This is a genomic window from Sphingomonas sp. LH128 (assembly GCF_000293195.2).
Lineage (GTDB): Bacteria > Pseudomonadota > Alphaproteobacteria > Sphingomonadales > Sphingomonadaceae > Novosphingobium > Novosphingobium resinovorum_A.
In genome coordinates, this window is sequence record NZ_ALVC01000647.1 from 1 (window position 1) to 212 (window position 212).

The following is a 212-nucleotide window of genomic DNA, read 5'->3' on the forward strand; positions in this document are numbered from 1 at the left end:
GCGCCGGCCGAACACCGCAGCGATTCCCTGTCAGCCGCCTACAAAAACCTCGACGCCGATGCGCAGCGGGATTTTACCCGAAGCTATGACGAGCTGTGTCGTCATTACGGCATGCTTGCCACCCGCAACAACCGCGGCGAGGCGCACGAGAACGGATCGATCGAAGGTCCGCACGGTCACCTCAAGCGGCGCCTCGATCAGGCCCTGCGCCG

1 pseudogene is annotated in these 212 nt (G+C 64.6%); it reads left to right on the forward strand.

The features are described 5' to 3' along the window. Positions 1–212 (forward strand): annotated as a pseudogene (locus tag LH128_RS30940) (DDE-type integrase/transposase/recombinase); the annotation flags it as partial.